Origin of the sequence: Pseudomonas sp. Root71 (genome assembly GCF_001429045.1) — a bacterium.
Classification (GTDB): Bacteria; Pseudomonadota; Gammaproteobacteria; order Pseudomonadales; family Pseudomonadaceae; genus Aquipseudomonas; species Aquipseudomonas monachiensis.
Genome location: NZ_LMHY01000002.1, coordinates 83,645 through 109,273, shown reverse-complemented (window position 1 = coordinate 109,273; position 25,629 = coordinate 83,645). Strand labels below are relative to the sequence as shown.

At 58.7% G+C, this 25,629-nt stretch carries 23 protein-coding genes, 3 tRNA genes and 1 pseudogene; 4 read left to right on the top strand and 23 right to left on the bottom strand.

The features are described from left to right. Nucleotides 1–51 precede the first annotated feature (51 nt). Together cra and ASD95_RS03735 are read left to right on the top strand one after the other, a co-directional pair. Nucleotides 52–1,047 carry a catabolite repressor/activator gene (gene cra / locus ASD95_RS03740; protein WP_056728258.1) on the top strand — a complete coding sequence of 332 codons (996 nt, stop codon included), beginning with the start codon at nt 52–54 and terminating at the stop codon, nt 1,045–1,047. Between the two features lie 3 nt (nt 1,048–1,050). After that, nucleotides 1,051–1,830, top strand: coding sequence for a TatD family hydrolase (locus ASD95_RS03735; RefSeq protein ID WP_056728257.1), 780 nt, complete (start codon nt 1,051–1,053; stop codon nt 1,828–1,830). Nucleotides 1,831–1,968: 138 nt separating this feature from the next. On the opposite strand, the gene ASD95_RS03730 is transcribed toward ASD95_RS03735, so the two are convergent. From ASD95_RS03730 to ASD95_RS03715, 4 genes and pseudogenes are all read right to left on the bottom strand, one after another. Further along, a complete protein-coding gene (locus ASD95_RS03730; protein ID WP_056728254.1) occupies nt 1,969–3,999 on the bottom strand; it encodes a methyl-accepting chemotaxis protein in 2,031 nt (676 codons plus the stop codon). Between the two features lie 279 nt (nt 4,000–4,278). Next, nucleotides 4,279–5,115 (bottom strand): regulatory signaling modulator protein AmpE, encoded by an 837-nt coding sequence (gene ampE / locus ASD95_RS03725; protein ID WP_056728252.1) that lies wholly within the window; start codon nt 5,113–5,115, stop codon nt 4,279–4,281. Next, nucleotides 5,112–5,672, bottom strand: coding sequence for a 1,6-anhydro-N-acetylmuramyl-L-alanine amidase AmpD (ampD, locus tag ASD95_RS03720; protein WP_056728251.1), 561 nt, complete (start codon nt 5,670–5,672; stop codon nt 5,112–5,114). Before ampD ends, ampE begins: the two co-directional genes overlap by 4 nt. Before the next feature lie 173 nt (nt 5,673–5,845). Then, nucleotides 5,846–7,132 (bottom strand): annotated as a pseudogene (locus ASD95_RS03715) (DUF1631 family protein); the annotation flags it as partial. Nucleotides 7,133–7,394: 262 nt separating this feature from the next. Here ASD95_RS03715 and nadC point away from each other — a divergent pair. Continuing rightward, nucleotides 7,395–8,243 (top strand): carboxylating nicotinate-nucleotide diphosphorylase, encoded by an 849-nt coding sequence (gene nadC, locus ASD95_RS03710; RefSeq protein WP_056728249.1) that lies wholly within the window; start codon nt 7,395–7,397, stop codon nt 8,241–8,243. 52 nt (nt 8,244–8,295) lie between these two features. Here the strand turns inward: nadC and ASD95_RS03705 are convergent, their stop codons facing one another. From ASD95_RS03705 to rlmE, 17 genes are all read right to left on the bottom strand, one after another. Continuing rightward, nucleotides 8,296–8,601, bottom strand: a complete 306-nt coding sequence (locus ASD95_RS03705; RefSeq protein WP_056728247.1) for a DUF6388 family protein — start codon at nt 8,599–8,601, stop codon at nt 8,296–8,298. 133 nt (nt 8,602–8,734) lie between these two features. After that, nucleotides 8,735–8,810 (bottom strand) — tRNA-Thr (locus ASD95_RS03700). A 138-nt stretch (nt 8,811–8,948) separates the two neighbouring features. Beyond that, nucleotides 8,949–11,054 carry a polyribonucleotide nucleotidyltransferase gene (pnp, locus tag ASD95_RS03695; protein ID WP_007915263.1) on the bottom strand — a complete coding sequence of 702 codons (2,106 nt, stop codon included), beginning with the start codon at nt 11,052–11,054 and terminating at the stop codon, nt 8,949–8,951. Nucleotides 11,055–11,260: 206 nt separating this feature from the next. Next, nucleotides 11,261–11,530, bottom strand: coding sequence for a 30S ribosomal protein S15 (rpsO, locus tag ASD95_RS03690; RefSeq protein WP_015093441.1), 270 nt, complete (start codon nt 11,528–11,530; stop codon nt 11,261–11,263). 143 nt (nt 11,531–11,673) lie between these two features. Continuing rightward, nucleotides 11,674–12,591, bottom strand: a complete 918-nt coding sequence (gene truB, locus ASD95_RS03685) for a tRNA pseudouridine(55) synthase TruB (protein ID WP_056728245.1) — start codon at nt 12,589–12,591, stop codon at nt 11,674–11,676. Nucleotides 12,592–12,594: 3 nt separating this feature from the next. Further along, the gene (gene rbfA, locus ASD95_RS03680; RefSeq protein WP_007973108.1) at nt 12,595–12,996 is read right to left on the bottom strand and encodes a 30S ribosome-binding factor RbfA; all 402 of its coding nucleotides are present in this window, start codon (nt 12,994–12,996) and stop codon (nt 12,595–12,597) included. 159 nt (nt 12,997–13,155) lie between these two features. Then, nucleotides 13,156–15,681: a translation initiation factor IF-2 gene (gene infB / locus ASD95_RS03675; protein ID WP_056728243.1), complete on the bottom strand. Its 2,526-nt coding sequence runs from the start codon at nt 15,679–15,681 to the stop codon at nt 13,156–13,158. 27 nt (nt 15,682–15,708) lie between these two features. Then, entirely contained in the window at nt 15,709–17,190 is a 1,482-nt protein-coding gene (nusA, locus tag ASD95_RS03670) for a transcription termination factor NusA (RefSeq protein WP_007900474.1), read from the bottom strand. Nucleotides 17,191–17,249: 59 nt separating this feature from the next. Beyond that, complete coding sequence (gene rimP, locus ASD95_RS03665; RefSeq protein WP_007915250.1) at nt 17,250–17,708, bottom strand: ribosome maturation factor RimP; 459 nt, start codon at nt 17,706–17,708, stop codon at nt 17,250–17,252. Nucleotides 17,709–17,846: 138 nt separating this feature from the next. Then, nucleotides 17,847–17,923: transfer RNA gene (locus ASD95_RS03660), tRNA-Met, on the bottom strand. 97 nt (nt 17,924–18,020) lie between these two features. Next, nucleotides 18,021–18,106: transfer RNA gene (locus tag ASD95_RS03655), tRNA-Leu, on the bottom strand. A gap of 22 nt (nt 18,107–18,128) precedes the next feature. Further along, nucleotides 18,129–18,512, bottom strand: a complete 384-nt coding sequence (secG, locus tag ASD95_RS28290; protein ID WP_017336473.1) for a preprotein translocase subunit SecG — start codon at nt 18,510–18,512, stop codon at nt 18,129–18,131. A 4-nt stretch (nt 18,513–18,516) separates the two neighbouring features. Then, on the bottom strand, nt 18,517–19,272 hold the full coding sequence (gene tpiA / locus ASD95_RS03645) for a triose-phosphate isomerase (protein WP_056728241.1): 756 nt from the start codon (nt 19,270–19,272) through the stop codon (nt 18,517–18,519). Nucleotides 19,273–19,338: 66 nt separating this feature from the next. Next, nucleotides 19,339–20,676: a phosphoglucosamine mutase gene (glmM, locus tag ASD95_RS03640; RefSeq protein ID WP_056728239.1), complete on the bottom strand. Its 1,338-nt coding sequence runs from the start codon at nt 20,674–20,676 to the stop codon at nt 19,339–19,341. 16 nt (nt 20,677–20,692) lie between these two features. Then, complete coding sequence (gene folP, locus ASD95_RS03635; RefSeq protein ID WP_056728237.1) at nt 20,693–21,544, bottom strand: dihydropteroate synthase; 852 nt, start codon at nt 21,542–21,544, stop codon at nt 20,693–20,695. Between the two features lie 8 nt (nt 21,545–21,552). Continuing rightward, the gene (gene ftsH / locus ASD95_RS03630) at nt 21,553–23,463 is read right to left on the bottom strand and encodes an ATP-dependent zinc metalloprotease FtsH (protein ID WP_056728235.1); all 1,911 of its coding nucleotides are present in this window, start codon (nt 23,461–23,463) and stop codon (nt 21,553–21,555) included. Nucleotides 23,464–23,662: 199 nt separating this feature from the next. After that, a complete protein-coding gene (rlmE, locus tag ASD95_RS03625) occupies nt 23,663–24,295 on the bottom strand; it encodes a 23S rRNA (uridine(2552)-2'-O)-methyltransferase RlmE (RefSeq protein WP_056728233.1) in 633 nt (210 codons plus the stop codon). A 105-nt stretch (nt 24,296–24,400) separates the two neighbouring features. Between rlmE and ASD95_RS03620 the strand changes: the two genes are divergently transcribed. After that, nucleotides 24,401–24,709: a YhbY family RNA-binding protein gene (locus tag ASD95_RS03620; protein WP_007942889.1), complete on the top strand. Its 309-nt coding sequence runs from the start codon at nt 24,401–24,403 to the stop codon at nt 24,707–24,709. A 9-nt stretch (nt 24,710–24,718) separates the two neighbouring features. Here the strand turns inward: ASD95_RS03620 and ASD95_RS03615 are convergent, their stop codons facing one another. Beyond that, on the bottom strand, nt 24,719–25,123 hold the full coding sequence (locus ASD95_RS03615; protein WP_056728230.1) for a hypothetical protein: 405 nt from the start codon (nt 25,121–25,123) through the stop codon (nt 24,719–24,721). Nucleotides 25,124–25,151: 28 nt separating this feature from the next. After that, nucleotides 25,152–25,628: a transcription elongation factor GreA gene (gene greA, locus ASD95_RS03610; protein WP_056728592.1), complete on the bottom strand. Its 477-nt coding sequence runs from the start codon at nt 25,626–25,628 to the stop codon at nt 25,152–25,154. Between the last annotated feature and the right edge of the window lies 1 nt (nt 25,629).

The window sequence follows — 25,629 nt, the reverse complement described above, 5'->3', positions numbered from 1 at the left end:
AGGATTGACGAAAATGTCGAGGCAATCTCGAAAAAACAAGGAAACAGCGGGTTGAAACTCAGTGATATCGCCCAGTTGGCCGGTGTGTCCGTCACCACCGCCAGCTATGTCATCAATGGCAAGGCCGAACAACAGCGCATCAGCAGCGCTACCGTCGAACGCGTGCGCGCGGTCGTCGAACAACATGGCTTCACGCCTAACCCACAGGCTGCCGGTTTGCGCAGCCGGCACACCCGCACATTGGGGTTCATTCTGCCGGATCTGGAAAACCCCAGTTACGCGCGAATCGCCAAATTGCTGGAGCAAGGTGCGCGGGCCCGGGGTTATCAGTTGCTGATCGCCAGTTCCGACGATGCACCGGACAGCGAACGGCAACTGCTGCAACTGTTCCGCGCCCGGCGCTGCGACGCACTGATCGTTGCCAGCTGCCTGCCGGCCGGCGATGACAGTTATCGCCAATTGCAGGCCAAGGGCATTCCGATCATCGCCATCGACCGGGTCATGGAACCCGAGCATTTCTGCTCGGTGATCAGTGACGACCGCGAGGCCAGCCTGCAACTGACCCGCAGCCTGCTCGATCCCTTGCCCAAACAGATCGCGCTGATCGGCGCCCGCCCGGAGCTCAGCATCAGTCAGGAACGCTCCGCCGGCTTCAAAGAGGCGCTCGCCGGGTTCAACGGTGAGGTGCTGATCGAAGAAGGTGAGTCCTTCAGCCGCGAGTGCGGTAAACAATTGATGGAAGAGTTGCTGCAGCGCCTGGGCCATTTGCCCGATGCCCTGGTGACCACATCCTACGTGCTGCTTCAGGGCGTGTTCGATGCGCTGCACGACTTCCCGCTGAAAAACCGCCCGCTGCGCCTCGGCACGTTCGGCGACACCCAGTTGCTGGACTTCCTGCCGCTGCCGGTCAACGCCATGGCCCAGCAACACCAGCTGATCGCCGACAAGGCCCTCGCGCTGGCCCTGGCAGCCATCGAGCAGTCGGATTACCGGCCCGGCGTGCAAGCCATCGCGCGCACGTTCAAGCAGCGTATTTGCCAGGACTGAACCGTGGAGCTGATCGACACCCACACCCATCTGGACTTTCCAGACTTCGACGCCGACCGTCAGGCCCTGCTGGCCGAAAGCCGCGCCCTCGGAGTGCGGCGGATGGTGGTGCTGGGGGTTTATCAGGCCAATTGGCAGCGGGTCTGGGAGTTGGTGCAGAGTGACCCCGACCTGCACGCCGCGTTCGGATTGCACCCGGTGTACCTGGACGATCATCAACCGGAACACCTGAGCGAACTCGGCGACTGGCTGACTCGCCTGGCCGGCCATCGGCAACTGTGTGCGGTCGGCGAGATCGGCCTGGACTACTTCATCGAAACCCTGGACCGCGACGGCCAGCAGGCGTTGTTCGAGGCGCAATTGCAATTGGCGGCGGATTTCGACCTTCCGGCCTTGATCCATGTGCGGCGTAGCCATGCGGCGGTGATTGCCACGCTCAAACGGTTTCGCCTGAAACGGGCCGGCATCATCCACGCCTTTGCCGGCAGCAAGGAAGAAGCCCGGGAATACATCAAGCTTGGCTTCAAACTGGGCCTCGGCGGTGCCGCGACCTGGCCGCAGGCGCTGCGCATGCACCGCGTGCTCGCCGAGCTGCCACTGGATTCTGTGGTGCTGGAAACCGACTCGCCGGACATGGCCCCTGCCATGTTCCCCGGCCAGCGCAACAGCCCCGCACACCTGCCAGCGATCTGCGCGGCACTGGCCGACATCATGGCAATCAGCCCCGAGCAATTGGCCGCGGCCAGTACGGCCAATGCCTGCGAGTTGTTTAACTGGTCATGACTGCCAGCACCCGCCAACTGTGGGAGCGGGCTTGCCCGCGAAGACGGCGGCACATTCAACATCAATGTGACTGAAAGATCGCTTTCATTGGATCGCCGCCCGGAGCAAGCCCGCTCCCACAGGGTACCGAGGAGAATTTCAGACCCGGAATGCGCTGATCAACTGCTTCAACTCCACGACCTGGGCCGACAACGCCCGGCTGGCATCTTCGGTCTGATGTGCGCCTTCAGCGGTACGCTCGCCGGCGCGATTGATCTCGACGATGTTCTGGTCGATGTCGTGGGCCACGGCGGTTTGCTGCTCCACGGCCGCGGCAATCTGCTGGTTCTGGTCGACGATCATGCCGACCGCGCCCAGGATGTTTTCCAGCGCCCGCTGGACCTTCTCCGACTGCCCGACCGTGCCGCTGGCCATTTCATGGCTGGTGCCCATGGCCTTGACCGCCGCGCCGACACCGCCATGGAGCCTGGCGATCATCTGCTCGATTTCTTCGGTCGATTGCTGGGTTCGTTTGGCCAGGGTCCGGACTTCATCGGCTACCACGGCGAAACCACGCCCCTGCTCGCCGGCCCGTGCCGCCTCGATGGCGGCATTGAGCGCCAGCAGGTTGGTCTGCTCGGCGATACTCTTGATCACTTCGAGCACGCGGCTGATGGACTGGCTGTCGCTGGCCAGTTGGTTGATCACCAGTACCGATTGATCGATCTCGTTGGCCAGCGCGGCAATGCTGCCTTGTTGCGACTCCACCAGGCCGCGGCCACTGATGGTTTCATCGTTGACACTGTGGGCACTGCTCACCGCCGCGGCGGCACTGCGCGCGACCTCCTGGGATGTGGCCGACATCTGGTTCATGGCCGTGGCCACTTGTTCGATCTGCGTGCGCTGCCCGGCGACGGCCTGGTTGCTTTGCGCGGAAACGCTTTCCACTTGCCCGGCCTGACGCTCGACTTCACTGACGGTCTGCCCCACCCGCTCGATCAGGTCATGGATTTTTTTCACGGTGCCGTTGAACACCTCGCCCAACTCCCCCAGCTCATCACGGCTATGGGCGCTGAAGGTCACGGTCATATCGCCGGCCGCCACCTTGTCCATCACCGCGCCCAGGCGCTTGAGCGTGGTGCGGGTCGAGACGTAGAACGCGCCGTAGAGATAAAAGATCAACACAAACACGACTGACAGCGCCACGGCCTGCAAGACCATGTGCGTGCGGTTCTGCTCCAGGCGTTGCTGCAACTGCGGGCCCAGATACTTCAGGGTGGCTTCGTTGAGTTGGTAGGTCTGGTCCATCAGGGCGCTGACCTGATCGTAAAAACCCTGCCACGGCGCGTCGAGGGTATCGGCCATGACCACTTGTTCTTCGAACAGCTCGCTGGCTTTCTTCAAGGATGCCCGGCTGCTATCGGCCTGAGCGGCCAGGTTATCGCGTGCGGCTTTGCTGGAACCCAGGGCATCCTGCAACTTCAGGCCATACTCGGCCTGGAGCTTTTCAATCTGCGCCAGCAACTCATCGAAACGGGTACTCGAAGCCGAGTTGATGAACCCCTGCCCCAACGAGTAAGACCCCATTGCCCGACCTTCGCCCAGGAGCTGGGTGACTCGTGGCGTGACGAGGGTGACGAGCTCACTCAACTGGCGCATGTCGCTCTGGTTGTCGCGACTGAGGCCGGACTGACTGGTGATGAGCTGGCTGAAAATCTGCGCGCTGCCCACCAGCTTGCCGATCAGGGCACTTTTGCTTTGCAGGGAGTTTTCCGTTTGCTGGGCCTTGAACGCGGCGATCATTTCATCGCGTTTGCCATCAAACACCGCGACCTGCTCCGGGTCGCTGGTCATCGCCGCCAGCCCTTGCAGGCGAGTCAGAATACTCTGCTCAAGGGCGCTGATCTTCGATTCGACATTGCCGGCCTTGCCGGATTGGCCGAGGCTGACATTGATCTGCACCAGGTTGTTCAGGGTTTCCAGATCACGCCGCAACGCCAGGCTGCTGCCCAACAGGTCGAGACTTTGCAGTTCGATGCGCGTGCCCTGGAATTCGCGGTAGGAGTCACGCACCAGATAGAAGTTGGTCACCAGCATCGGCACCAGGAACAGTACGCTGATCAGGCTGAACTTCATGCCGAAGCTCAGGCGGTTCATCAGTGCGACAGCGGGATAGAGCAAGCTCTTCACTGGATGTCTCCCTTCAGTTTCTTATTTTTTTTATTGGCAGGCGCAGACAGACGGCAGATAGCCACTATTCGACGCTATCTCTGTATAACTTAAATCGGCAGGAGGTTTTGTAACTTAAGGTTAACGACAGCGCGAAGCCCTACGACCAAGTAATCGCCCCTGTGGCGAGGGAGCTTGCTCCCGTCCGGCTGCGCAGCAGTCGTTGTTGAATTGAATGGGGGGCGACTGCGTCGCCCAGCGGGAGCAAGCTCCCTCGCCACAATGGCTCTGACTGCTGGACTAATGCAGGACCGTCCACAACGCAAACCCGGCATACCAGAGCACCGCCGCACGTAGCAGCAGCGCCCAGATACGGTCCAGATTGTTGATACCTTCCACGCCAGCCACCGGCGCCGGAATTTCACCGGCCACCAGCCCGACTTTCACGATCAATTGCGCGGCGCTGATATTCCAGTTCAGCAGCTCATGCAGCATGACCCGACTGACCGCGACAAAATTGCCGACCAACGCCAGGCTCGCCGCCAGAAGGCGCACCGGCAACCAGTCGAAGGCGTGACGCAGTTGCCCGGCGCGCTCGACCACCGCCGGGTTTTTCCCGTGCTCTTCGGCCAGCGCCAGCAGGCGATAACTCAGCGCCGCGACCGGACCCAACAGGAAGTACCAGAAAATCACCGCGAAAAAGCTCTGGTAGGCCTCCCACAGCAAATGCCCTTCGACCTGTTCCAGTAGCTGTTCACCATTGTCTGCGCAGATATCCAGGTCGCGCTTGGCGACATGGGCCGCCGCTTGCAGGTCCTCCCGACGCCAGGCATCGCGGAACGGCCCGAGATCGCCCAGCAGATCACCGCGCCCCAGGCTGTAGATCACCACCAGCAAATGAATTGGCAACGCCAACAACCCATAGGCCACCGGCTCGATGACAACCAGCAGCAAAGCCAGCAACGCCACCGGCAACAAGACCAGTGCCGCCAGCACCAGCCATGGTCGGTTCGAAAGTCGCGGGCTGGCTTCAAGCTTGTTCAGCTCGTGTGTCCAGCCATTATCACGCTGAACCCGATGGCGCAGGGCCGAGAACTTCTCGATCCACACCGCCAACAGCAACACCAGAAAACTCATCGTCCTTCCTCTTGTGCCAGGGCGGCACGATAGCGTGCCCAGTCGAACGCCGGCCCTGGATCGGTTTTGCGCCCCGGTGCAATGTCACTGTGCCCGCAGATGCGCTCTGTGGTGATTGCCGTGAACGCCTGTTGCAACTGGCGGGTCAGGGCTGTCAACGCGCTGTATTGCGCGTCGGTGAACGGCAGATCATCCGTGCCTTCGAGCTCGATGCCCACGGAAAAATCGTTACAGGTTTCCCGCCCCTCGAAGCACGAGACACCCGCATGCCACGCACGCTCAAGGCACGAAACAAACTGGGTGACAGTACCGTCTCGCTCGATCAGAAAGTGCGCCGACACCCGCAAATCCGCGATCCCTTCAAAATAGGGGTGTTCGGTGACATCCAGACGATTCTGGAAAAACTCCTGCACCTTGCCGGTGGCGAACTGCGCCGGCGGCAGGCTGATGTTATGGATCACCAGCAGGGAAATTTCGCCTGTGGGGCGCGCATTGAAGTTGGGTGAGGGGCAGACATGCGCACCCTGAATCCAACCGCTCGCGGGGTCCAACTGCATACCGATTCCTTCAATGTCGACAGTATTGGCACAGTATGCCGCGATAATCCCCCGGGGCGCGATCACTTGCCGCGATTGAGACGCTTTAGGTTGCCGATCACCGACTCCAGTGCCCGCTCGAACAGCAAGGTATCGTCAAGCATTCGCGCCACGCCGTTGCGCAGCTCCGGGGCCAGCTCGGTGCGGCTGCGCTCGTCCTGGGTAAACGCGAGAAAATCAGCCAGCAATTCGGAAAATATCGCCGGGTCATCGACAAAGTCATTCAACAGGCGCTGTACGACCTGGTCGATGCGCACGTAGAGGCTGTCACGGTCATGATCGTCACAGGCTCCCCACCCCATGGCCGCGTTGGCGATTTCGTTGAGCAGACGTCGCGCCGGATGACTGCTGCGGCTGAAGAAGCTCTTGTCGAGCAGCGCCACCTTGACCAGTGGAATCTGCAATCGGCCGACCAGTGCCTTGAGGGAGTCCGGCAGGTTGCGATCATCGAGCATGCATTCGAAAAGCAGGGCGACCAGGTTGATCACATCCTCATCGGCCTCCCCGAAAACCCGCGACCTGCCGCTTTTGACGCTGACCCGGGTCAACAACAGTTCGAGTTGGTTGCGCAGATCGAAATCATCGACGGCCGCCGGTGCCGGCACGTATTGCTGCAAGTGCGAAAGCAGGCGCAACAGATCTCGCGTGGAAATCGGATCGGGGCCCTCGTCGGTCAGTCCGCCCGTGACGCTTTGGTCAGGTCGGTCCGTGGTGCGACGCACCGGGGCCGGTTTCAGGTCGGGCAACACACCGGTGGCGAGCAGCAACTGATTGGCTTCTGCGTAAAGCTGATCGACCTCGCTGAGGACATAGCGCTCAAACAAAGTGAGGATGATCAGCTTGACCTTGATCTCCAGCCCCAACTGGCGTGCGGCTTGCAAAAAGTACTCGCAGAACATCGCCGGACCCAGGGGATTGTGCAGATCGCCCGGCTCCTTGCCCAACAAGGCACAGAGCCGGGCCGTCAGTTGGTCCAAGGCGAAACCGTCGCGGTCCAGCACCCGGTTGACCATCGCTTGCACCGCGACCGTGCGCTCGCGCTCGTCATCGGGTTGCACCGTCGAGGTATTGGTATCCAGGGTCTGGGGCAAAGCCGCAAGCACGCTTTCGTATTGGGCGAGACGGATAAACGCGGCGAAAAACTGTTCGAGAAAAACCCGTTCGATGCTTTTGCGCTTGAGGCGCAAATCGCGCATCGCTTGAAAGAAGATGTTCTGTTCGACGTCACAGTGGGCGCGGTCGGCCATTTCGAAGAGGGTGTCGTCGGCGTTATCGAACAACGCCTGCAATCCGTGCCGCAGCTGTTGCGCGGCCTTGTCGCGAACCTGGAGAAGAATCGCCGGCAGGCGGGCGAGTGGCGAGTGAGCCACCTGGTCGGTAGTTGCCTTGTGCAAAGGCACTACATTCCCGTCGTTGTGCATTCGGTCTCCCAGGAACGGTTTTGCTTCGACTCGTCAAACTCATGACGTCAAATACAAGGCGGATTATCTTGAAAAGCTCCCCTTTGCGCCAGAAGACTCTGCATCAGCTCTCAAACAGGCGTTTGCTCGGCAACAATGAACAACGCGACAACGGCAGGGATTCGACCAAATGCAGGCGCCAGTGCCAACGTAACGCTCTGATGCCTTGGGTTGGTCCGTGCCATGGCCCTATAATCGAGCCACTTTGTTTGTGGAGTCCGTTATGCCGAATCTACGTCTCGCCGATCTGACCGCCGAAATCGAAGCCAACGTGCGCCGTGCGTTGCGTGAAGACATCGGCAGCGGCGACATCACCGCACAGTTGATCCCGGCCGAACGCCTGGCCAAAGCCACCATCATTACCCGCGATGCGGCCGTCATCAGCGGCACCGCCTGGGTGGATAACGTGTTTCGGCAACTGGACCCACGGGTGGCGGTGCACTGGCAGGTTGCCGACGGTGAACGGGTGACACCCAATCAGGTGCTGTTCCACCTCGAAGGCCCTGCACGTTCGCTGCTGACCGGCGAACGCAGCGCCCTCAACTTCTTGCAACTGCTCTCCGGCGTGGCGACCCGTGCGCAATACCTGGCGGACTTCGTGGCCGAGACTCAGGTCAAGCTGCTGGACACCCGCAAAACACTGCCGGGGCTGCGCCTGGCGCAAAAGTACGCCGTAACCTGCGGCGGTTGCCATAACCACCGCATCGGCCTGTATGACGCCTTCCTGATCAAGGAAAACCACATCGCCGCCAGCGGCGGCATCGCGCAGGCCATCGCCGCCGCGCACAAGATCGCCCCGGGCAAACCGGTCGAGATTGAAGTGGAAAGCCTGGATGAATTGAAAGAAGCGCTGGCGGCCGGTGCCGACATCATCATGCTCGACGAACTGAGCCTGGACGACATGCGCGAAGCCGTGCGCCTGAACGCCGGCAAGGCCAAGCTGGAGGCCAGCGGCGGGATCAACGAAAATACGTTGCTGCCCATCGCCGAAACCGGGGTGGATTATATTTCGATTGGTGCGATGACCAAGGATGTGAAGGCGGTAGACCTGTCGATGCGACTGAGCCTCTGATCGCGCCGCGCCGCATGAAAAACGCCAGCCTCTTCAAGGCTGGCGTTTTTTGTCAGACCACCAGATTGTTCATCTCGCAGTACTCTTCCCACTCGACGCCCAACACCTCGGCCGCTTCTTTGTGCAGCTTCAGGCGTTCTGCTTCGTATTCTTCCGGCGTTGAGGTGTACTTGAGCGTCAGCTCCCACGGCTGCAGGCCCTGGGCTTCCGCCTCGTCCTCGAAAGCCCATTGAATCTGGTCTTTCTGATCATCGGGACTCAGGTCCTTGATCTCCTCCATCAGATCCGGCACATCCAGCACGTACTTTTTCAGTGCTTCTTCGTGTCGGGCTTCTTGGGTCAATTCTTTTATTGTCATGGCGTTCTCGTTGATCTGGGGAATGGAAGATGGATCTGGATCATCAAGGATCTCTCTGACGCAAAAAAACCGTATCAAGCATGGTTTTTCTGGCCTTCAGAACCATTCGGGATCATCTGAAAACAAGTGTTGCTGGTGCCCGAGACAGGAATCGAACCTGCGACCTTCGCGTTACGAGTGCGCTGCTCTACCGGCTGAGCTACACGGGCGGTGGGCTAAACCTAGCACTGACTTCAGGGGCAGGCAACTTCCGGAACGTCTCAATTTCCTGCAGACAAAAAAATGCCCCACAGCTTTCACTGCGGGGCATTTTTTATAACGTTGAAGCAGTCAGGCGTGAGGCGTGATTAAACGCCCGAAGCCTTGGCTGCTGCTACGTCTTTGATGGACAGCTTGATACGGCCGCGGTTGTCCACGTCCAGTACCAGCACTTCCACTTCCTGGCCTTCTTTGAGGATGTCGGTCACTTTCTCAACGCGAGCGTCGCTCAGCATGGAGATGTGAACCAGACCGTCCTTGCCCGGCAGGATGTTGACGAATGCGCCGAAGTCGACGATGCGCTCAACCTTGCCGACGTAGATCTTGCCGATCTCGGCTTCAGCGGTGATGCCCAGAACGCGCTGACGTGCTGCTTCAGCGGCTTCCTTGGTTTCGCCGAAGATCTTGATCGAACCGTCGTCTTCGATGTCGATCGAAGCCTTGGTTTCTTCACAGATCGCACGAATGGTCGCGCCGCCTTTACCGATGACATCACGGATTTTGTCGGTGTCGATCTTCATCGCGATCATGGTCGGAGCGTTGGCCGACAGTTCGGTACGCGACTGGCCGATGATCTGGTTCATCTGGCCGAGGATGTTCAGGCGCGCTTCCAGGGCTTGGCCCAGAGCGATTTCCATGATCTCTTCGGTGATGCCCTTGATCTTGATGTCCATCTGCAGCGCGGTGACGCCTTTGGCGGTACCGGCTACCTTGAAGTCCATGTCGCCCAGGTGGTCTTCGTCACCCAGGATGTCGGTCAGGACGGCGAACTTCTCGCCTTCTTTAACCAGACCCATGGCGATACCGGCAACCGGTGCCTTCATCGGCACACCAGCGTCCATCAGGGCCAGGGAAGCGCCGCAAACGGAAGCCATGGAGCTCGAACCGTTGGATTCGGTGATTTCCGAAACCACACGGATGGTGTACGGGAACACGTCGGCGGCAGGCAGCATGGCCGAAACCGAACGACGGGCCAGACGGCCGTGACCGATTTCACGACGACCAGCGCCACCCATGCGACCACACTCGCCCACCGAGAACGGAGGGAAGTTGTAGTGCAGCATGAACGGGTCTTTTTTCTCGCCTTCCAGGGTGTCCAGCAGTTGTGCGTCACGGGCGGTGCCCAGTGTCGCGACTACCAGAGCCTGGGTTTCACCACGGGTGAACAGAGCCGAACCGTGGGTCTTTGGCAGAACGCCGACTTCGATGTTCAGCGGACGTACGGTCTTGGTGTCGCGACCGTCGATACGTGGCTTGCCGTTAACGATGTTTTCGCGAACGGTGCGGTATTCGATTTCGCCGAAGGCTGCTTTGACTTCGCTGGAAGAAGGCTGGCCTTCTTCACCGGACAGCTTGGCAACGACCTGATCCTTCAGCTCGCCCAGGCGAGCGTAACGGTCGGCCTTGACGGTGATCGTGTAGGCCTGGGAGATCGCTTCGCCGAACTCGGCACGGATAGCGCCCAGCAGTTCGGTGGCTTCTGGCGCAGGAGCCCAGGTCCAGGTTGGCTTGGCAGCTTCAGCGGCCAGTTCTTTAACGGCGTTGATCACAACCTGGAACTCGTCGTGAGCAAACAGTACCGCGCCCAGCATCTGGTCTTCGGTCAGCTCTTTGGCTTCCGATTCAACCATCAACACAGCGTCCGAAGTACCGGCAACGACCATGTCCAGGCTCGAAGCAGCTTGCTGCTCGTAAGTCGGGTTCAGCAGGTAGCCGGTGCTTTCGTGGAAGGCAACGCGGGCAGCGCCGATCGGGCCATCGAAAGGAATGCCGGAGATTGCCAGAGCAGCCGAGGTACCGATCATCGCAGCGATGTCCGGATCGGTCTTTTTGCTGGTGGAAACGACGGTGCAGACAACCTGCACTTCGTTCATGAAGCCTTCGGGGAACAGCGGACGGATCGGACGGTCGATCAGTCGGGAAGTCAGGGTTTCTTTCTCGGAAGGACGGCCTTCGCGCTTGAAGAAACCGCCAGGGATCTTACCGGCAGCGTAAGTCTTTTCCTGGTAGTGAACAGACAGAGGGAAGAAGCCCTTGCCTGGATCGGCTTGTTTTGCACCGACTACGGTCACCAATACGCTGACGTCGTCGTCAACGGTGACCAATACTGCGCCGGAGGCCTGACGGGCGATACGGCCAGTCTCGAGGGTAACGGTCGACTGACCGAACTGGAATTTTTTGATTACCGGGTTCACGGTGTCCTACCTTCTTTGTGGCTCTTGGGGGAACTGGTTTCTTGCGAAATTCTTGGGCAATGTCGGGAATCGGCCCGACCGGTTTGTCCAGGTGCTACTCAGGCAAAGCAGGTATCCAGATAAAACTTGAGGCTGGGAGCCTGCCATGCGCCAACGGGAAACCCGCTGGTGCACGACAGACAACCAACCTCTAGCGCAATCGCTTATTAGCGACGCAGACCCAGGCGACCGATCAGAGTCTGATAGCGACCCAGATCCTTGCCTTTCAGGTAGTCCAGCAGCTTACGACGCTGGTTAACCATGCGGATCAGACCACGACGGGAGTGGTGGTCTTTACCGTTGGCCTTGAAGTGACCTTGCAGTTTGTTGATGTTGGCGGTCAGCAGTGCAACTTGCACTTCTGGCGAACCGGTGTCACCAACAGCTTGCTGGTAGTCAGCTACGATTTGAGCTTTTTCTTGAACGTCGAGAGCCATGAGGCAATCCTTTTATCAGGAAACTGTTTGTCGAAAAACAGTTTCAACAGGCCAGGGACAAATCCCTGTATCTAAAAATGAGTAGTGACCGTGCCTGTTGACAGCCACCCTCGCCAGCCTGCTGTTACACAGACTGGTTTCGGTCATTCTGACCGAATCAGTCGACGCGGCGCGATGCGCCCGTCTTCGCTCACTTCACCGATACCGATGAAGCGACCATTGTGATCCTGTACCCGCACCATGCCGAACTTCGGAGCATCCGGGGCACGTACCGGCTGGCCGTTGAGCCAGTAGAACGCACTCGCTTCCGAGAACTGCAACAGTGGCCAATCCAGCAGGCCGCTGTCCGATGGCATCAGGAAGCGATCGACCGCTTCGTTGCCGCCTTCGGCATGTACCGCTTCCAGCTCTTCGAGGGTAACCGTCTGCGCCAGGGTGAATGGCCCGGCCTGGGTACGTCGCAGTTCTGCAACGTAAGCGCCACAACCGAGTTGCTCACCGATATCCTCCACCAGGGTGCGGATATAGGTGCCTTTAGTGCAATCCACCGCCAGCCGCGCAGTATCACCTTCGAAGGCCAGTAATTCCAAGCGCGTAATAGTAACAGAACGCGGTTCGCGCTCCACTACTTCGCCTGCACGAGCCAGCTTGTACAGCGGCTGGCCATCACGCTTGAGCGCCGAGTACATCGGCGGTATCTGACTGATTTGCCCACGAAATTTCGGCAGTACAGCCTCGATATCGGGGCGACCAACGGTCACCGGGCGTTCCTGCAAAACTTCACCCTCGGCATCCGCCGTGGTGGTGGTCTTGCCCAGTTGCGCCAGGGTTTCATAACCCTTGTCGGAGTCGAGCAGGTATTGTGAGAACTTGGTGGCCTCGCCAAAGCACAGCGGCAACACGCCGGTGGCCAAGGGATCGAGACTGCCGGTATGACCTGCCTTTTCGGCGTTCAGCAACCAGCGAACTTTCTGCAAGGCCGCGTTGGAGGTGAACCCCAGCGGCTTGTCGAGAAGGATAATGCCGCTGACGTTACGACGGATACGTTTGACCTGAGCCACCGATTACTCCTTGGTGTCTTCGGCTTCTGCCGCAACCGGATGCTGATTGTCTTCAGCCACTGCGCGCTCGATCAATGCCGACAGATGCGCACCACGCACGACGCTTTCGTCGTAGTGGAAGTGCAGCTGTGGAACGCTGCGCAGTTTCATCTCGCGAGCCAGCTGCATACGCAGGAAACCGGCGGCGGAGTTGAGCACCTTGATGCTTTGTGCAATTTCTTCGGCGCTGTCCTGCCCCATCACGGTGATGAAGATCTTGGCGTGACCGACGTCACGGCTGACTTCCACTGCGGTAATGGTGACCAGGCCGACGCGCGGGTCTTTGACTTCACGACGGATCAGTTGTGCAAGCTCGCGCTGCATCTGATCGCCGATGCGTTGGGTACGGCTATATTCTTTTGCCATGTCTTGTTACCTGTTACTGCCCCACGGTGAAACCCGTGAGGTCTGAAAGCGGCAAACGCCCGGCCTGACAAAAGCCAGACCGGGCGTTGCGTTTAGAGTCCTGGTGACGAGCTGCGCATTTGCATGCGACGACCCGTCACGGCTCCTGAAGTGCGCGAATTAGAGGCTGCGAGCAACCTGCACCTTCTCGAAGACTTCGATCTTGTCACCGACCTTGACGTCGTTGTAGCTCTTCACGCCGATACCGCATTCCATGCCGGCACGTACTTCGGAAGCGTCATCCTTGAAGCGGCGCAGGGATTCCAGCTCGCCTTCGAAGATAACGATGTCTTCACGCAGTACACGGATCGGACGGTTACGGTGCACAACACCTTCGATAACCATGCAACCGGCGATCGCGCCAAACTTCGGCGAACGGAACACGTCACGCACTTCGGCGATACCCAGGATATTCTCGCGAACATCGCTGCCGAGCATACCGGTCAGGGCTTTCTTGACGTCTTCGATGATGTCGTAGATCACGTTGTAGTAACGCATATCCAGACCTTCCTGCTCGACGATCTTGCGCGCGCCGGCATCGGCACGCACGTTGAAGCCGAACAGTACAGCGTTGGAGGCCAGTGCCAGGTTGGCGTCGGATTCGGTGATACCACCGACACCGCCACCCACTACACGCACTTGCACTTCGTCGTTACCCAGGCCGTTCAAGGCACCGTTCAACGCTTCCAGCGAACCACGGACGTCGGATTTGAGGACGATGTTGAGCGTCTTCTTCTCTTCCTGACCCATGTTTTCGAAGATGTTTTCCAGCTTGCCGGCGTGAGCACGGGCCAGCTTGACTTCGCGGAACTTGCCTTGACGGAACAGAGCCACTTCACGGGCTTTCTTCTCGTCGGCAACCACGCTCATCTCGTCGCCAGCATCCGGGGTACCGTCCAGGCCGAGGATCTCGACAGGGATGGCCGGACCGGCTTCCTTGATTGGCTTGCCGTTCTCGTCGAGCATGGCACGTACACGGCCATAGTTCGAACCGACCAGGACCATGTCGCCTTGGCGCAGGGTACCGTCTTGAACCAGAACGGTAGCCACCGGGCCACGGCCCTTGTCCAGACGGGACTCAACCACAACGCCACGGCCAGGAGCCGAAGGAGTTGCAGTCAGTTCCAGAACTTCGGCTTGCAGCAATACGGCTTCGAGCAGTTCGTCGACGCCAGTACCCATCTTCGCCGAGACCGGTACGAACGGAGTGTCACCACCCCACTCTTCCGACGTCACGCCGTGAACCGACAGTTCGCTACGGATGCGATCGAGGTCAGCACCTGGCTTGTCGATCTTGTTCACTGCAACAACCAGTGGCACACCAGCCGCTACCGCGTGCTGGACAGCTTCAATGGTCTGCGGCATCACGCCGTCGTCCGCTGCAACCACCAGGATCACGATGTCGGTCGCCTTGGCACCACGGGCACGCATTGCGGTAAACGCAGCGTGACCAGGGGTGTCGAGGAACGTCACCATGCCACGGTCGGTTTCAACGTGGTATGCGCCGATGTGCTGGGTGATACCACCGGCTTCGCCAGCAGCAACCTTGGCACGACGGATGTAGTCGAGCAGGGAAGTCTTACCGTGGTCAACGTGGCCCATTACGGTCACGACTGGTGCACGGGAAACTGCCTCGCCTTCAAACTTCAGGGACTCGGCCAGGGAGTCTTCCAGGGCGGTGTCGCTGACCAGGGTCACTTTGTGGCCCAGTTCTTCGGCAACCAACTGGGCAGTTTCCTGATCCAGTACCTGGTTGATGGTCGCTGGAGTACCCAGTTTGAACATGAACTTGATGATTTCAGCAGCCTTCACCGACATCTGCTGGGCGAGATCGCCAACAGTGATGGTTTCGCCGATCTTCACTTCGCGCACGACAGGGCCGGTAGGGCTCTGGAAACCGTGGGCGTTGCGCTTCTTCAGCTTGGCCTTGCCGCGACCACCACGACGGAAGCTATCGCTTTCTTCGTCGGTAGTACGTGGGGCAACACGTGGAGCCGGAGCCTTTTCCTTGACCGAAGCACGATGCGGAGCGTTTTTGCGCTCGCCATCGCCGCTACCGCGACGATTGCTGTCGTCGGCACGTGGCTTGTCCGGACGGCGCTGTTCGTCACGCTTGCGGGTATCGGCCGCAGGCGCTGGAGCAGCCGCCACAACCGGTGCGCTTTCGCGAACTGGCTCGGCCACCGCAGCAGGCGCTGCAACAGGTACGGCTTGAGCGGTCGACGCAGCAGCAGGCTGGCGACGCGCTTCTTCTTCGGCGCGACGCTTGGCTTCTTCTTCAGCCTTCTGACGAGCAGCATTTTCTACTGCGCGACGTTCATCCAGTTCACGCTTGCGCTCGGCTTCGATTTCTTCCGGGCTGCGCTGTACGAAGACCTTCTTCTTGCGTACTTCAACGCTGATGCTCTTGCTGCCAGCAACACGCAGGGTGCTGGTGGTTTTACGCTGCAGCGTAATCTTGCGTGGTTCTTCCACTTTCGCCTTGTGGCTGCTTTTCAAGTGAGTCAGCAACGATTGCTTCTCACTGTCAGTCACATGTTCTTCGGCGGCGGTGTGCGGCAGACCTGCCTCACGCATCTGCTGCAACAGGCGCTCTACCGGTGTTTTGACCTCATCGGCCAGTTGTTTCACCGTGACTTGCGTCATGCACTTCTCTCCTCAGGCCGCGCCTAATTACTCGAACCAGTGGGCTCGGGCGGCCATGATCAACTTGCCGGCACGATCATCGTCAATGCCGTCGATGTCGAGCAGGTCGTCAATAGACTGCTCGGCCAGGTCTTCGCGGGTAATTACGCCGCGCACCGCCAGTTCCATCGCCAAATCCTTGTCCATACCCTCAAGCGAGAGCAGGTCTTCGGCCGGATGGGCGTCTGCCAGCTTTTCCTCAGTAGCGATGGCTTTGGTCAACAAACGATCCTTGGCACGAGCGCGAAGCTCGTTGACGGTTTCTTCGTCAAAGCCGTCGATGTTGAGCATTTCTTCCAACGGTACGTAGGCAATCTCTTCCAGGCTGGTGAAGCCTTCATCTACCAGCACCTGTGCCAGGTCTTCGTCGACTTCCAGCTCGTCGATGAAGTTGCGCAGGATGTCGCCGGTTTCTGCTTGCTGCTTAGCCTGGATGTCCGATTCGGTCATCACGTTCAGGGTCCAGCCAGTCAACTGGCTGGCCAGACGCACGTTCTGACCACCGCGACCGATGGCCTGAGCCAGATTGTCTGCGCCAACGGCGATGTCCATTGCATGGGCATCTTCGTCAACGATAATTGCCGCCACTTCAGCCGGCGACATTGCATTGATCACGAACTGAGCCGGGTTATCGTCCCACAGGACGATGTCCACACGCTCACCGCCCAACTCGCCGGACACTGCCTGGACGCGCGAACCGCGCATACCGATGCAAGCGCCTTGCGGATCAATGCGTTTGTCCTTGGAGCGGACCGCGATCTTGGCGCGCGAACCCGGGTCGCGGGACGCAGCCATTACTTCGATCAGGCCTTCGGCGATTTCCGGCACTTCGATGCGGAACAACTCGATCAGCATTTCCGGCGCGGTACGCGACAGGATCAGCTGCGGGCCGCGGTTCTCGGTGCGGATTTCCTTGAGCAGCGCACGCAGACGCACGCCAACCCGGAAAGTTTCGCGAGAAATGATGTCTTCACGGGCCAGCAACGCTTCAGCGTTGTTGCCCAGATCAACGATCACGTTGTCGCGGGTGACTTTTTTCACGGTGCCGGAGATGATTTCACCCAGGCGCTCGCGGTAAGCGTCAACAACCTGAGCGCGCTCGGCTTCGCGAACTTTCTGCACGATGACCTGCTTGGCAGTCTGTGCAGCGATGCGGCCGAACTCGATGGACTCGATCTTCTCTTCTACGACGTCACCGACCTTGGCACCAGGATGCGTTTCGGCAACCTTGCTCGGCCAGGTTTCGATGGCCGGATCGTCCAGGTCTGCTTCTTCGACGACCGTCCAGCGACGGAATGTCTCGTATGCACCCGTGTGGCGGTTGATTTCCACACGCAGATCAACTTCGTCTTCGAAACGCTTCTTGGTAGCAGTGGCCAGGGCCAGCTCCAGCGCTTCAAAAATCACGTTTGCCGGTACGCCCTTTTCATTGGATACCGACTCAACAACCAGCAGTACTTCTTTGCTCATCGTACGCCTCGCCTTTCGCAAGCCATTGGATCCGCGGGATCCGCAGTATCTGGCACGCCTCAGTCAAAACTGGGAATAATGTTGGCCTTGTCGATCATATCGATCGGCAACAGGAACTCATGGTCATCTACCTGCACCACGACATCCTGCTCTTCTACGCCGCGCAGAAGGCCCTGAAAGTTGCGTCGTCCTTCAAAAGGCGAGCGCAGCTTGATCTTCACTTGTTCACCGGCAAATTTTGCAAACTGCTCAAGAGTGAACAGAGGGCGTTCCATGCCAGGCGAGGAAACTTCAAGGGTGTACTCAACGGAGATTGGATCTTCAACATCCAGCACACCGCTGATCTGACGGCTGACGATGGCGCAATCGTCCACCAGCACGCCGCCTTCTTTATCGATATAAACGCGCAACATCGAGTGACGACCCTGAGCCGAAAACTCGATACCCCAGCATTCATAGCCTAGGGCCACGACCACCGGGGCCAGCAAGGCCTGCAACTCTTCTAGCTTGCTCGACACCTGAACCCCCTAGTGCATGTATGTGCATGCTATGCAAAATAAAAAAATGGGCGAAACGCCCATCCTTGAAACGCCGTCGAACAGCGGCGTTGAAAGTGTCCAGCTAACAAAAAGCCCCTTAAAAGGGGCTCCTTAAACTGGTTGCGGGGGCCGGATTTGAACCGACGACCTTCGGGTTATGAGCCCGACGAGCTACCAGACTGCTCCACCCCGCGACAAAGCTGGGGCGGAAGTATACGACCGATCCCCTACAGGGTCAATGTAACCTTCCACCTGCAAGAAAGCCCGCAACAGCGGGCTCTCCTGACTAATTGGTACCGAGAAGGGGACTCGAACCCCTACACCCTATGGGCACAACCACCTCAAGGTTGCGTGTCTACCAATTCCACCACCTCGGCAATACTACGTTTGAAACCCTTCTTACTTCTGCTCTTGAGCTGGAGGCACGTCAGTCGCTGGAGTAGCCGACTTTTGCTCTTGAAGCACCGGGACATCATCAGAAGCCGGTTGTTGCTTTGGAACTTCCAGTACCGCTGGATTTGGGAGACCTACTTGAGTCAGCTGGTGAGCCTTCTCTTTAGCAAAGTAACCTAACCCCAAGCTGGTTATGAAAAAACCTGCGGCAAGTATAGCAGTAAACTTACTAAGAAAGGTAGAGGAACCTTGGCTTCCGAACACAGTATTTGAAGCACCTGCTCCGAAAGACGCGCCAGCATCCGCACCTTTACCCTGCTGCAGCAAAACCAGAGCTACTACGCCCAATGCACCCAGCAGATGAAAAACGACTACGACTGTTTCCAGCATTTTTTCAGTTTCCCGCGGCGCGACAGATCGCACCGAACTCATCTGCATTCAGGGAAGCCCCACCAATGAGACCCCCATCGATATCCGGCATGCCGAACAGTTCGACCGCATTGGCCGCCTTCACGCTGCCGCCGTATAGAAGCCGCACACCTTGTGCGACTTCAGAATTCTCTGCCGCCAACTGGGCGCGAATGGCTGCATGCACATCCTGCGCCTGTTGTGGCGTTGCAGTCAGCCCGGTGCCAATGGCCCAGACCGGCTCGTAAGCGATCACTGCCTTGGCAAAGACACCAACACCCAGCTCCTCGATGATACTGCCCAGCTGACGCGAGACAACCTCAAGAGTTTTTCCGGCTTCACGCTGCTCAAGGGTCTCCCCTATGCACAACACCGGAATCAAGCCACATGCCTGTGCCGCTGCGAACTTGCGGATCAGCACTGCGTCCTGCTCGCCCATGATCTGGCGGCGTTCGGAGTGCCCGACAAGTACCAGGGAACAACCTGCATCCACCAACTGACTCGGTGCAACTTCACCGGTCAACGCACCTTGTCCGGATTCCACCGCAGAATTCTGCGCACCGACCGAAATCGACTTTCCTTCCAGGCCATCAATCACTTGATTGATATGCAGCAAAGGCGGGAATACCGCGACATCAACACTGCTCGGCAACGCCAAGTCACGAAGGCCGTTGATCAGCTCAGCGACGCTGGCGCGGGTACCGTGCATCTTCCAGTTACCAGCTACCATAGGGCGACGCATGCTGTACCTCGTCGGTCAAAGTGGGCGCAGATGTTACCCAACACAATCATGGCTGGCAAGCCGAATTCAGGCAGAAACTTCAGTAACCAGTTTTGCCAGCTCTTCGGCATAGCCACGAACCTGCGTTTCGTCTTCGCCTTCGACCATCACACGCACCAGCGGTTCGGTTCCTGACTTGCGCAACAGCACACGCCCGCGACCCGCCATGGCCTTGGTCACCCGCTCGCTGGCTTCCTTGACCGACGGATGATCAAGAGGGCTTGCGCCGCCACCGAATCGCACATTGATCAACACCTGAGGGCACTTGCGCAGCGCCTGCCGGGATTGCGCCAGACTTTCGTCACGCGATCGCAGCGCCATCAACACCTGAAGCGCCGCAATGATTGCATCACCGGTGGTGGTGTGACTGAAGCACACGATGTGCCCGGAGTTTTCACCACCCACGATCCAGTTGCGCTCCAGCAGCTCGGCAATGACATAGCGGTCACCGACGTTGGCACGCACCAATGGAATACCCAGGTCAGCCAGGGCCAGCTCCAGCCCCAGGTTACTCATCAAGGTTCCGACCACGCCGCCTTGAAGCTTGTCGCGCTCATGCAGGTCACGGGCAATGATGAACAGCAGCTCATCACCATCCACCACCGCACCGGTGTGATCGACCATCTGGACGCGGTCACCGTCGCCATCGAAAGCAATGCCCAGATCGGCCTTCTCAGCCACGACGGCAGCCTGCAGCGGCCCCATATGGGTCGAACCGCAATTGTCGTTGATGTTCAATCCATTGGGTTGCGCCGACAGCACGACGACTTCAGCGCCCAACTCGCGGAACACGCTCGGCGCCACTTTGTAGGTCGCGCCGTGAGCGCAGTCGATGACGATCTTCAGGCCCGTGAAGCTGGTGCCGGTCGGCACGCTGCTCTTGCAGAACTCGATATAGCGCCCCGACGCATCGTTGATTCGCGAAACCTTGCCGATCTTGCTCGACTCAACCACGGTCATCGGCGTATCGAGCAACTCTTCGATCATCAGTTCGACTTCATCCGGGAGCTTGGTGCCCTTGCCGGAGAAGAACTTGATGCCATTATCATCATGCGGATTGTGCGACGCACTGATGACGATGCCTGCCTCGGCATGAAAAGTACGCGTCAGATAGGCGATTGCCGGAGTCGGCATAGGCCCCAGCAGCATCACATCGGCACCTGCCGACGTCAGCCCTGCTTCAAGCGCCGACTCAAACATGTAGCCGGAAATTCGAGTGTCCTTGCCGACCAGCACCTTGCAGGCGCCCATCTTGCGGAAAGCCATGCCAGCAGCCCAGCCGAGCTTGAGCATGAAATCAGGGGTAATCGGGTATTGACCAACACGTCCACGAATACCATCGGTGCCAAAATATTTTTTGCTCATAAGTGCTCCATCATTCTTATTCGGCTGATTCCACTGCGGCGATCATCCGCACCACATCCACTGTTTCGGCTACATCATGGACGCGCAATATACGCGCACCTTTCGCCAAAGCCAGCGCCGCGAGCGCCAAACCGCCATACAGTCGGTCCCCCACCGGACGACTCAACGCCTGACCAATCATGCTCTTTCGAGAAACCCCGACCAACAAGGGCCGCCCCAAGGCATGCAAGGCCTCCATATGTTTGAACAAGCTTAGATTGTGCTGCAAGGTTTTAGCGAAGCCAAAGCCGGGGTCAAGAATGACCCGCTCAGCGGGAATACCCACCAATGAACACTGATGCATGCGCTCGGCGAGAAACTCTCCAACCTCCCTTGTAACGTCCTGATACTGCGGATTGTCCTGCATATCGCCCGGCTCGCCCAGCATGTGCATCAGACAAACCGGAAGCCCGGTGGCTGCCGCTGCATCCAGAGCACCATCACGACGCAACGAACGTACGTCATTGATCAACCCGGCACCCAGGCGCGCAGCTTCACGCATGACGGCTGGCGTTGAGGTATCGACCGATATGATCACATCCAGCTCGCGACTGATGCGCTCGACGATGGGGGCTACGCGCTCCAGCTCCTCCAGTGGTGACACCACTCTGGCACCGGGACGAGTGGACTCGCCACCGACATCGATCAGCGTCGCGCCGGCCGCCACCATGGCTTCGGCGTGGCGCATGGCCGCGTCGAGCTGGCTATATTGGCCGCCATCGGAGAAAGAATCAGGAGTGACATTGAGAATACCCATGACATGCGTCTGGGCCAAATCAAGAACCCGGTTGCCGCAAGGCAACCGGGTCGAGGACTGAACAGAAGTCATTTCAAACCTTATACGTCAGCAGCAGGACCACCGATCGGTGTTTCCGGACGCTCATCCTGCACCGCCGGCGGGGTACCGGAAGTGCCCGTGCCACCCGACCAGTCGCGCGGCTCGCGAGGCGAACGACCCGCCATGATGTCGTCGATCTGCTCGGCATCGATGGTTTCGTACTTCATCAAGGCATCGGCCATCGCATCGAGCTTGTCACGGTTGTCCGTGAGAATCTGCTTCGCCGTGCCGTAGCACTGATCGATGATGCTGCGCACTTCGGAGTCGATCAGCTTGGCTGTCTCACCAGAGAAGCTTGCACCCTGACCGCCACCGCCGCGACCGAGGAACACTTCACCCTCTTCTTCGGCGTACATCAACGGACCGAGTTTTTCCGAAAGCCCCCACTTGGTCACCATGTTCCGCGCAATCTGGCTGGCGCGCATGATGTCGTTGGAGGCACCGGTGGTCACGCCGTCGAAGCCCAGGGTCATTTCTTCAGCGATACGACCGCCGTACAGCGAGCAGATCTGGCTGATCAGTGCGCGCTTGGACAGGCTGTAGCGGTCTTCTTCCGGCAGGAACATGGTCACACCCAGCGCACGACCGCGCGGGATGATCGACACCTTGTACACCGGATCGTGCTCAGGCACGACACGACCCACGATGGCGTGGCCCGCTTCGTGATAAGCCGTGTTCTGTTTTTCTTTCTCGGACATGACCATGGATTTGCGCTCGGCACCCATCATGATCTTGTCTTTCGCCAGTTCGAACTCTTTCATTTCGACGATGCGCTTGCCGGCACGGGCAGCGAACAACGACGCCTCGTTCACCAGGTTGGCCAGATCAGCACCGGAGAAGCCTGGAGTACCACGAGCGATCACGGCCGGGGCAACGTCGTCACCCATCGGCACTTTGCGCATGTGAACCTTGAGAATCTGTTCGCGACCACGGATGTCCGGCAGACCGACCACAACCTGTCGGTCGAAACGGCCCGGACGCAGCAACGCAGGGTCCAGTACATCAGGACGGTTGGTCGCGGCAATCACGATGATGCCGTCATTCATCTCAAAGCCGTCCATCTCAACCAGCAACTGGTTGAGCGTTTGCTCGCGCTCGTCATGACCACCACCCATGCCAGCACCACGATGGCGACCAACGGCGTCGATCTCGTCGATGAAGATGATGCATGGAGCGTGCTTCTTGGCCTGTTCGAACATATCGCGAACACGGCTGGCACCAACACCGACGAACATTTCGACGAAGTCGGAACCGGAGATGGTGAAGAACGGTACTTTGGCTTCGCCAGCGATGGCCTTGGCCAGCAAGGTTTTACCAGTACCCGGTGGACCGACCATCAGCACACCGCGAGGAATGCGGCCACCCAGGCGCTGGAACTTGCCCGGATCACGCAGGAACTCGACAAGCTCGCCGACTTCTTCCTTGGCTTCGTCGCAACCGGCGACGTCAGCCAGGGTCGTTTTCACCTGATCTTCCGAGAGCAGGCGCGCCTTGCTTTTACCGAAGCTCATCGGCCCGCCCTTGCCACCGGCACCGCCCTGCATCTGCCGCATGAAGAACATGAATACGGCGATGATCACGAGGATAGGGAAGCTGGCGACCAGAAGCTGAGTCCAGATGGATTGCTGTTCAGGCTGCTTGCCTTCGACTACGACGTGGTTATCCACCAGGTCACCGATCAGGCCGTTGTCCTGGATCGCGGGACGAATGGTCTTGAAGCTGTCGCCATCGTTGCGCTTGCCTGTAATCACGTAGCCATCAACCGCCACGCGCTCGACCTTGCCATCCTTGACCTGCTGGATGAAGTCGGAATAGTTGAGGGTCTGCGGCTCGTTAGGGCTGGAGAAGTTGTTCATCACCGTCACCAGGACAGCCGCGATGATCAACCACAGGATCAGATTCTTTGCCATATCGTTCAATTAACTACCCTCTGAAGCAAGCTCCGCTACTGACGCGCGCTTCGCATGATATTCACCGGCCTAACTTACTACATTACCTACAACTTGGCAGGCGCCGTCTGTAACCCTTTGTGAAACACTTCCTACACAATATTCGCTAATTCTGACAAGGCGTAATACAAAAAACCTATCACCCTGATCGAAAATTCACTCAACCTTCACTGCGCCCGCGGAAACCGCGACCCAGCAGGTACTGCTCGCGAGAACGGTCGCGCGACGAGGTCGGCTTGCGCATCTGCACCTTGTCGAACTGCTGGCGAACGCTCTTGTGGAACTCGTCGAAGCCTTCGCCCTGGAAGATCTTGATCAAAAAATCACCACCGGGCTTGAGCACCCGAGTCGAAAGATCCAGTGCCAATTCGCACAGGAACATCGCTCGTGGCATGTCTACGGCCGGTAATCCACTCATATTGGGGGCCATATCGGAAATCACAAGGTCTACTTCCTTATTTCCGACGGCATCGAGGATCTGGGCCAGCACGGCGTCCTCGGTAAAGTCGCCCTGAATGAAGGTCACGTCCGGGATGCTGTCCATTTCCAGAATGTCAGAAGCGATCAGCGTACCCTGCCCGCCAATCAGACGACTGGTCACCTGGGACCACCCACCGGGAGCCGCACCAAGGTCAATTACGCTCATGCCCGGACGGATCAGACGATCCTTTTCCTGGATCTCCAGCAATTTGTAGCTGGCGCGGGAACGGTACCCGTCTTTTTGTGCCATTTTGACGAATGGGTCGTTGAAATGTTCTTTCAGCCAGTTAAGGCTTGTCTTGGAACGGGCCACGGGATACCTCGGAAATAAAACGGGTCGTGATTAACTGGGCGGTCCCGGACTCGCTCGGGTAAACTGGCCGCCGCTTTTTACAAGATCAGACGCAGGGGTCAGATTATGCCGCTCACTCAAGAGCAGAAGAAACAGTACAAATCCATTGGCCACCATCTGAAACCAGTATTGATTGTGGCAGACAATGGTTTGACTGAAGGTGTGTTAGCCGAACTCGAACGCGCATTGGCGGATCACGAGCTGATCAAGATCAAGCTCAACATCCTCGATCGCGAATCGCGCCTGGCGTCCATTGCAGAGCTCTGCAAGGTCGGCAAAGCGGATCTGGTCCAGGTCATCGGCAAGATGGCACTGATCTACCGCAAGAACTTCAGCGTCAACAAGCAGCTGTCGAACGTCCATCGCTTCAAGTGATGACAAGGGTCAAGGGTGTGCTTCGCGCACCCTGCCACTCCATCCCGGCACCGGCTGCAACACCAGCACCAGCCCGGAAAAGCCCAGGACAAGATAGCTGAACGCCTGCCAACGCAGCGCATCCGGCCAGCCGAAACGCACCGCGAAGTACATCGCGCACGCACACAGCGCCATCAACAGCAGTTGCCCGCGAATATCCCGCCATAGACTGGCACGGCCCTCGGCCTTAACCAGCACCAAAGCCTGAAAAATCACACACGCCGTAGCGAATCCCACTACCAGCGTATTGAGCATGCCTGCGATTTCGTCGATCAGCAGCGGCGCCAGGCCAATTCGCCCCAGCACCGGCAACAGACCGATTTGCAACAGCCACAGGCCGCCGACCCACAACATCTGGGTCAGTTGCCAAAGCATGGCGCCCGCATGAAACGGGCGCCGGCTTTCAGATGTGGCGAACTTCGACAATCTCGTACTCGATAACGCCACTTGGCGTTTTCACCGCAACCACATCGCCCTCTTCCTTGCCGATCAAGGCACGAGCCAGGGGCGAGCCGACCGAAATCTTGCCAAGTTTGAAGTCAGCTTCATCCTCACCCACGATGTGGTAAGTGACGCTTTCATCAGTCTCGACGTTGGCGATTTCGACGGTGGTACCGAAGATAACCTTGCCAGTGTGAGGAATGGTCGTGACATCAATGATGACCTGATTCTGAATCCGGCCCTCGATGTCACGAATGCGCGCCTCGACCATACCCTGCTGCTCACGGGCAGCGTGGTATTCGGCGTTTTCCTTCAAGTCACCCAACTCGCGGGCCGTACCGATGTCCTGGCTGAGCTTCGGACGAACGACCTTGGTCAGGTGAGTGTGCTCTTCTTCCAGGGCGCGAGCGCCCTGAACGGTCATTGGGTACTTCGTTATG

Excerpts from the sequence above, each read along its gene's own strand:
- ampE (WP_056728252.1), bottom strand. The coding sequence starts at position 5,115 with ATGAGTTTTCTGGTGTTGCTGTTGGCGGTGTGGATCGAGAAGTTCTCG.
- ampD (WP_056728251.1), bottom strand. The coding sequence starts at position 5,672 with ATGCAGTTGGACCCCGCGAGCGGTTGGATTCAGGGTGCGCATGTCTGC.
- nadC (WP_056728249.1), top strand. The coding sequence starts at position 7,395 with ATGCCGAATCTACGTCTCGCCGATCTGACCGCCGAAATCGAAGCCAAC.
- ASD95_RS03705 (WP_056728247.1), bottom strand. The coding sequence starts at position 8,601 with ATGACAATAAAAGAATTGACCCAAGAAGCCCGACACGAAGAAGCACTG.
- rpsO (WP_015093441.1), bottom strand. The coding sequence starts at position 11,530 with ATGGCTCTCGACGTTCAAGAAAAAGCTCAAATCGTAGCTGACTACCAG.
- rbfA (WP_007973108.1), bottom strand. The coding sequence starts at position 12,996 with ATGGCAAAAGAATATAGCCGTACCCAACGCATCGGCGATCAGATGCAG.
- infB (WP_056728243.1), bottom strand. The coding sequence starts at position 15,681 with ATGACGCAAGTCACGGTGAAACAACTGGCCGATGAGGTCAAAACACCG.
- nusA (WP_007900474.1), bottom strand. The coding sequence starts at position 17,190 with ATGAGCAAAGAAGTACTGCTGGTTGTTGAGTCGGTATCCAATGAAAAG.
- secG (WP_017336473.1), bottom strand. The coding sequence starts at position 18,512 with ATGCTGGAAACAGTCGTAGTCGTTTTTCATCTGCTGGGTGCATTGGGC.
- tpiA (WP_056728241.1), bottom strand. The coding sequence starts at position 19,272 with ATGCGTCGCCCTATGGTAGCTGGTAACTGGAAGATGCACGGTACCCGC.
- glmM (WP_056728239.1), bottom strand. The coding sequence starts at position 20,676 with ATGAGCAAAAAATATTTTGGCACCGATGGTATTCGTGGACGTGTTGGT.
- folP (WP_056728237.1), bottom strand. The coding sequence starts at position 21,544 with ATGACTTCTGTTCAGTCCTCGACCCGGTTGCCTTGCGGCAACCGGGTT.
- ftsH (WP_056728235.1), bottom strand. The coding sequence starts at position 23,463 with ATGGCAAAGAATCTGATCCTGTGGTTGATCATCGCGGCTGTCCTGGTG.
- ASD95_RS03620 (WP_007942889.1), top strand. The coding sequence starts at position 24,401 with ATGCCGCTCACTCAAGAGCAGAAGAAACAGTACAAATCCATTGGCCAC.
- ASD95_RS03615 (WP_056728230.1), bottom strand. The coding sequence starts at position 25,123 with ATGCTTTGGCAACTGACCCAGATGTTGTGGGTCGGCGGCCTGTGGCTG.